This is a genomic window from Gammaproteobacteria bacterium, assembly GCA_022340215.1.
In the GTDB taxonomy this organism is placed as follows: domain Bacteria; phylum Pseudomonadota; class Gammaproteobacteria; order JAJDOJ01; family JAJDOJ01; genus JAJDOJ01.
The window spans coordinates 1-6370 of record JAJDOJ010000226.1; the positions used below are offsets into that span (position 1 = coordinate 1).

At 62.9% G+C, this 6370-nt stretch carries 6 protein-coding genes; 3 read left to right on the forward strand and 3 right to left on the reverse strand.

Going from position 1 to position 6370, the window contains the following annotated elements; translation table 11 throughout:
- The first annotated feature begins 233 nt into the window (after positions 1 to 233).
- The 3 genes from LJE91_15800 (at position 234) to hemF (ending at position 4167) form a co-directional block, all read left to right on the forward strand.
- Positions 234 to 2561, forward strand: coding sequence for a DNA topoisomerase I (locus LJE91_15800; GenBank protein MCG6870133.1), 2328 nt, complete (start codon positions 234 to 236; stop codon positions 2559 to 2561).
- A gap of 72 nt (positions 2562 to 2633) precedes the next feature.
- A complete protein-coding gene (locus tag LJE91_15805; protein ID MCG6870134.1) occupies positions 2634 to 3218 on the forward strand; it encodes a Sua5/YciO/YrdC/YwlC family protein in 585 nt (194 codons plus the stop codon).
- 37 nt (positions 3219 to 3255) lie between these two features.
- A complete protein-coding gene (gene hemF / locus LJE91_15810) occupies positions 3256 to 4167 on the forward strand; it encodes an oxygen-dependent coproporphyrinogen oxidase (GenBank protein MCG6870135.1) in 912 nt (303 codons plus the stop codon).
- A gap of 35 nt (positions 4168 to 4202) precedes the next feature.
- Here the strand turns inward: hemF and LJE91_15815 are convergent, their stop codons facing one another.
- The 3 genes from LJE91_15815 to LJE91_15825 all read right to left on the reverse strand — a co-directional run.
- On the reverse strand, positions 4203 to 4559 hold the full coding sequence (locus LJE91_15815; GenBank protein ID MCG6870136.1) for a YqcC family protein: 357 nt from the start codon (positions 4557 to 4559) through the stop codon (positions 4203 to 4205).
- Between the two features lie 66 nt (positions 4560 to 4625).
- A complete protein-coding gene (locus LJE91_15820) occupies positions 4626 to 6146 on the reverse strand; it encodes a Do family serine endopeptidase (GenBank protein ID MCG6870137.1) in 1521 nt (506 codons plus the stop codon).
- 12 nt (positions 6147 to 6158) lie between these two features.
- The coding region (locus tag LJE91_15825) for a lipid-A-disaccharide synthase (GenBank protein ID MCG6870138.1) at positions 6159 to 6370 on the reverse strand (212 nt) is incomplete at its 5' end.

Consider the following 6370-nt stretch of genomic DNA (forward strand, 5'->3'; position numbering starts at 1 on the left):
TAGCGAGCATGGTGGGAGAACGAGACAAAAAGTTTACGATTTCGAGGCGCATAGTGGGCCTACGCAACGAGAAATCGGGGATTTTTTGGCCGCTCTCCCATCAGCGCAGTAGATTGTTCCTAAGGCCGACAGGCTCCTAGACGGGATCCTAACGGTGTCACGAGGCGCCGTCTCTCCTTAGTGTTGCGCATCCGGGCCAGACAAACCAACCCAATCATTCCGACTTATCCCCAATGAGCAAGAACCTTGTCATCGTCGAATCGCCCGCCAAGGCCAAGACCATAAAGAAGTTCCTCGGGAAGGACTACGAGGTGATGGCCTCCTACGGTCATGTCAGAGACCTGATCTCCAAGTCCGGCGCCGTGGAACCGGAAAACGGATTCAGAATGAACTACGCGGTGATCGAGAAAAGCGAAAGGCACGTCAACGCCATCGGCAAGGCGCTGGCCAAGGCCGATGCGCTGTATCTGGCGACCGACCCCGACCGCGAGGGGGAAGCCATCTCCTGGCACCTGTACGAACTGCTGAAGGAGAAAAACCGGATCAAGGGCAAACCCGTACACCGCGTTGTTTTTCACGAGATCACCAAGCGTGCGATCAACGACGCCGTGGCGCATCCGAGGGATCTGTCGAACGAACTCGTCGACGCGCAGCAGGCCAGACGCGCACTGGACTATCTGGTCGGTTACAACCTCTCGCCCCTGCTCTGGAAAAAGATCAAGAACGGGCTCTCGGCGGGCCGGGTCCAGAGTCCCGCGCTGCGGTTGATCGTCGAACGCGAAGAACAGATCGACGCGTTCGTGAAACAGGAATACTGGACCATCGACGCGGATGCGAAAAAGGACGACGCGGACTTCATCGCCAGGCTGAACATCTACGGCGGCAACAAGCTGAAACAGTTCGATATCGCCACCGAAGCGGCGGCCACGGAGGCCCGGAACTCCCTGTTGAAGTCCGCCGGCGGCAAGCTGACCATCGACTCCGTGGAGAAGAAACAGCGCCGGCGCAACCCCGCCGCGCCCTTCATCACCTCGACGCTACAGCAGGAAGCGGCGCGCAAACTCGGATTCTCCACCAGGAAGACGATGCGCGTGGCGCAACAGCTCTACGAGGGCGTGGACCTTGGAACGGGACCGGTCGGCCTGATCACCTACATGCGTACGGACTCGGTCAATCTGGCCAACGAGGCATTGCAGGAACTGCGCGAGTTCATCGCGGAACGATACGGTGCCGAGATGGTCCCGGACTCACCGCGCCTCTACAAGACCAAGGCCAAGAATGCGCAGGAGGCCCACGAGGCCGTCCGGCCGACCTCGGCACGGCGCTCGCCCGAGGAGATCTCGGCCCATCTTGACCGGGATCAGGCGCGACTCTACGAGCTGATCTGGAAACGAACCGTGGCCTGTCAGATGATCCACGCGACCCTCGACACGGTGGCCGTGGACCTCGGCTGCGGGCCGGGCGCGAGCTTCCGCGCCACCGGTTCCCACATCCGGGAACCCGGCTTCATGCGGGTCTACCGGGAAGGTACGGACGACATACGGGTGGAAAGCGACGAACGGTTTCTACCCTCGCTCAAGGAGGGGGAGGAAGTGGAACTGGTTGAGATCCGCACCGATCAGCACTTCACCGAACCGCCGCCGCGATACTCGGAGGCCAGTCTGGTCAAGACACTCGAGGAATTCGGCATCGGGCGCCCCTCCACCTACGCGAGCATCATTTCCACCCTGCAGGACCGCAAGTACGCGGAACTCGAGAACCGGCGCTTTCATCCCACCGATATCGGTCGCATAGTCAACCGCTTCCTGACCTCACATTTCACCAAGTACGTGGACTACGATTTCACTGCACAGCTCGAGGACGAGCTGGACGAGATATCCCGGGGGGAAAAGACGTGGGTGCCGGTCATGGAGGAGTTCTGGAAACCGTTCAAGTCCCTGATCGACGAAAAGGAGCAGTCCGTTACGCGAAATGACGCTGTCCAGGCCCGGGAACTCGGCACCGACCCCAAAACCGGAAAACCAGTCTCCGTAAGACTGGGCAGATATGGTCCATTCGCCCAGGTTGGCTCACGCGACGACGAGGAGAAACCGAGATTCGCTGGGCTGAGGCCGGGTCAGAAGATCGACACCATCTCGCTTGAAGAGGCACTGGCGCTCTTCCACCTGCCACGCGCACTGGGTGAAACAGCCGCCGGCGAGCCGGTGGAGGCCAACATCGGCCGCTTCGGTCCCTACGTGAAATACGGCAAGAAGTACGTATCCATCCGTGACGACGACCCTCATACCATCGCCCTCGAGCGCGCACTCGAACTCATCGAGGAGAAGAAGCAAGCCGATGCGAACCGTCTGATTCAGGAATTCGCGGACGAAGGCATCCAGGTCCTCAACGGCCGCTACGGACCCTACATCACGGACAAGAAGAAAAACGCCAGGGTGCCCAAGGGTGAGGATCCGGCCTCGCTGACGCTGGAACAATGCCAAAAGCTCCTTGCGGAGGCCCCGGAGAAGAAGGCAAGGCGAAAGGCCGCGCCGAAGAAGAAACGCGCCTCGGGGAGTTAGCCTGCGTTGGGGCAACGCGCAGGTACGATAACCCGACCAGAGCAGGCCATACGCGTCTGCGGCGGGCGAAGCATCCTCGCGGCAGCGCGGGCCCTGCGAGGAGGCGGCGTGATCGCCTATCCAACCGAGGCCGTTTTCGGGCTCGGTTGCGACCCGCTCGATCCCGGCGCGCTGAGGCGCCTTCTGCGTCTGAAACAGCGCGACGCCGCCAAGGGCCTGATCCTGATCGCATCGGGTTTTCGGCAACTGCGCCCTTACCTGGCCCCCATCCCGGCCGAGATTCTGGCTCGGATCCACCGCACCTGGCCAGGCCCCGTCACCTGGTTGATGCCAGCAAGACCCTGGGCGCCAAGGCTGCTGCGCGGTGGCCACGAGACGCTCGCGGTCCGCGTCACGGCGCATCCCGTGGCCTCGGCCCTATGTCGGGCGGCGGGCATGGCGATCGTCTCGACCAGCGCGAACCTCAGCGGAGGTCCACCGGCCAGAACGGCCGCCGAGGTCCGTGCCTGGTTTGACGGCCGCATCGACTACCTGCTTGACGGCCCGGTGGACCGGCGGGCCTCACCGACGAAGATCTACGATGCACGCTCCGGTCGCTTGCTGCGACCTGGGGGGAACGATGAATCCTCGATGCGCGCTGGCAGTACCATGGGTTAGGATTCAAAGCCTTTGCGCAAGTGCAACAGGACGACCGATGACACTGGTACCCGACACCCTCGCGGTGAAGCACTATCTGCTTGATCTCCAGGACCAGCTCTGCGCCGCGATCGAGTCCGAGGACGACGACAAGGCATTCCGCGAAGACCGGTGGGACCGTGAACAAGGCGGAGGCGGGAGAACACGTGTGCTCCAGGCGGGTGCGGTGTTCGAGCAGGCCGGCGTCAACTTCTCACACGTGACCGGTGGGGAATTACCTCCCTCGGCAACCGCCGCCCGACCGGAATTGGAGGGAAGGGCCTATCAGGCCATGGGCGTATCGCTGGTGATCCACCCGCGCAACCCCTACGTCCCTACCTCGCACGCCAATATACGCTTCTTCATCGCCGAAAAGCCCGATGAAGCGCCGGTCTGGTGGTTCGGTGGCGGATTCGATCTCACGCCGTACTACGGATTCGAGGAAGACGCGCGACACTGGCATCGGGTGGCACGGGCGGCCTGCGCACCCTGGGGTGACGAGGTGTACCCTCGCTACAAGGCGTGGTGCGACGAATATTTCTTCCTAAAGCATCGGGCAGAGACGCGCGGGATCGGAGGTCTGTTCTTCGACGATCTCAACGAGTGGGGATTCGTCCGCAGTTTCGAATTCCTGCGCAGCGTCGGCGACCACTATCTGGATGCTTATCTCCCGATCGTGCAACGCCGCAGACACCTTCCTCACGGCGAGCGTGAGCGCAGATTCCAGCTCTACCGGCGTGGACGTTACGTCGAATTCAACCTCGTCTACGACCGGGGCACCCTGTTCGGCCTGCAATCGGGCGGGAGAACCGAATCGATCCTGATGTCCCTGCCGCCCCTGGTAAGATGGGAATACGATTGGCACCCGACTCCCGGGAGCGAGGAGGCACGACTGTACAGCGATTTTCTTCGCCCCAGAGACTGGATCTAGCAACCGGCCAGGCGCGCGCGGTTCCGACCCCGCGATCACCCCGATTCCGTGTCGTCTGACGCGTTCAGCGAAACCATCTCACCGAGGATTTCATCGCACCTGCGAGTCAGGGCAAGCAGGGTCTCCGCGCGTATCCCGCGCATCGAAAAACACGCCTCACAATATGCGGCCACGTTGCTCCGAAACCGGGGCCGCAACGAACCGGATCGTACCTCCGCGAGACGCGGCAGAAAGACCCATTGCAGCCACTGCTCGCATTCGAGCGCATCGGCACAGAAGGGGGTATCGCTGCGCATCGCGCCGAGCGGCGGCGATACCGTCGCCCAGAGATCGAGCCTGCGCATCTCCGTCGCGATCGACGTAGTCAGCTCCTTGAGCGCGTCATTGGACAATCGATTGACTCCGTCTCGTATATCCGCGACAGGCCGCGCCGGCACTGGATTCTCCGACCGGATCCACTATCGTACGACGATATGCACCGCGCCGTTGCCACGAAGAATGTTGAGCGTCACCCCCTGGCGAACCCGCTGCAGGGCCTTTTGGGCCTGCTCCACCGTCTTGACCGACACCCCGTTCACGCCTGTGACGATGTCACCGGGCCGCAAACCGGCGTGCCAGGCGGGACTGCCCGGCATCACCTCGACGACCGGAACCCCGATGACCGCGGCCTGCGGGTTCTCGGTCGAAGGCGGTTCCCCGAACCTGGCCCCGGCGAGCGGTGCCGAAAACTGCCCCGCGTCCGTCATGACGCGGCGGGGTTCGCTGATCGTCGCATGTAGCGTCCTAACCTGTCCCTTGCGAACGATCCGCAACTTGACCTCCGTCCCCGCCCTCAGGCGTCCCAGGGTATTGCGTATCTGGCTGGCGCTGCGGATTGGCCTGTCGTTGACACGTGTGACGATATCGCCTCGATGAATACCGGCCTTGCTGGCCGGGGAATCTTCGGCCACCTCGATCACAACGGCCCCACCTTCCAGTGGCAGCCCGAACGCGGAGGCCAGTTCCTGGGTGAGATCCTGCGCCACGACCCCGAGCTCACCCCGGCGGACCTCTCCGTGCCGGACGATTTGCCCCATGATGTCGCTGACCAAGTTGCTCGGGATCGCGAAGCCGATGCCGACGTTCCCCCCTCCCGGGCCCACGATGGCCGTGTTGATACCGATCAGTTCACCCTTGGTGTTGACCAGCGCCCCACCTGAGTTCCCCGGATTGATGGAGGCATCGGTCTGGATGAAATCCTCGTAGGCCTCGATACCAAGGCCCGTTCGCCCCAGGGCGCTCACGATCCCGGAGGTGACCGTCTGGCTGAGTCCGAACGGATTGCCGATCGCAAACACGATGTGCCCGACACGCAGCGCGTCGGAGTTTCCCAGCGCAACGGCCTTGAGATTGTCCGCCTGCACCTTGAGTACCGAAAGGTCGGACTCCGGATCGACCCCAATGACGGCCGCGCGCACGCGACGACGATCGCTGAGGGTGACCTGAATCTCGTCGGCGCCCTCGACCACGTGATAGTTGGTGATGATATACCCCTGGGCCGCATCGACGATGACCCCGGATCCGGCGCTGAGGGTCTCCGTGCCCTGACTGTTGTCCGGGAGTTCGAAGAAGCGCCTGAAGAAGGAATCGTTCAGAAGTGGATGCTCGCTCGACGCGACCCGGGCCCGGGTCGCGATATTCACCACCCCGGGCAGGACCTCCTGCAGCATGTCCGGAAGACGCTCAGAGAGCTGATCCGTCGCCAACGGTAATCCAGCACAGGTCGCTCCCGCGAGCATTCCCAGGCAAAGAACCAGCGATAGCATCGATGCGAGCCGGCCCCGCGTCAGCATTGGTATCTCCGTTCTGTCACCAAAGGCGTCGCCGCCCAGGCCGATGAAGGCGTACAGCATCCGCGATGCACCTCGCGTTTTCAAGCCGGCGCCCGAGCCGCCGGACCGCATCCGGAAACCTGACACACTGCCGAATTCATCCCTCATGGCACATCCCTCTCAGGACCGTTCGGACAACATGTCGGCGGCGATGGCGGCGACCTTCCGATCGGATCCCCCGTCACCCAGGAGAGCGCACATGTCTTCCAGTGCCTCGAGCTGCGCTGCGCGCGCAGGTCCATCCAGCAGGGTCACCAGCGCAGCGGCGATGTCCTCCGGGCGGGCCTCCTCCTGTAACAGCTCCGGGACGATGGCCCGCCCCGCGATCTGGT

Excerpts from the sequence above, each read along its gene's own strand:
- LJE91_15800 (MCG6870133.1), top strand. The coding sequence starts at position 234 with ATGAGCAAGAACCTTGTCATCGTCGAATCGCCCGCCAAGGCCAAGACC.
- hemF (MCG6870135.1), top strand. The coding sequence starts at position 3,256 with ATGACACTGGTACCCGACACCCTCGCGGTGAAGCACTATCTGCTTGAT.
- LJE91_15820 (MCG6870137.1), bottom strand. The coding sequence starts at position 6,146 with ATGAGGGATGAATTCGGCAGTGTGTCAGGTTTCCGGATGCGGTCCGGC.